The 284-nt window shown below is 70.1% G+C and carries 1 pseudogene; it reads left to right on the top strand.

The features are described 5' to 3' along the window. Positions 1 to 284 (top strand): annotated as a pseudogene (locus F6S12_RS33350) (ABC transporter ATP-binding protein); the annotation flags it as partial.

The following is a 284-nucleotide window of genomic DNA, read 5'->3' as shown; positions in this document are numbered from 1 at the left end:
AACGCCAACTGCGCCAGCGCATCGCCGCGCACCTGGCACGGGTGCCCCTGACCTGGTTCGGCCAGCAGCGGGAGACCGCCGAACGGGCCTTGCTGGATGATGTCGGCGCCCTGCACCAGTTGGTGGCGCACCTGCCCAACAACCTGGTGGCGGCGCTGGTGGTGCCCCTGGCTAGCCTGGTCTACCTGCTCACGGTGAGCCTGCCCATGACCCTGGTGGTGCTGCTGCCGCCATTGCTGGCGCTGTGGCGCTTGCGGGTCATGCGCACCCCGGCCTATCAGGCC

It is taken from the genome of Pseudomonas sp. JV245A, from assembly GCF_032424515.1.
GTDB lineage: Bacteria > Pseudomonadota > Gammaproteobacteria > Pseudomonadales > Pseudomonadaceae > Aquipseudomonas > Aquipseudomonas protegens.
The sequence above is the reverse complement of the archived record's forward strand: the minus strand, read 5'-3'. Positions and strand labels throughout refer to the sequence as shown.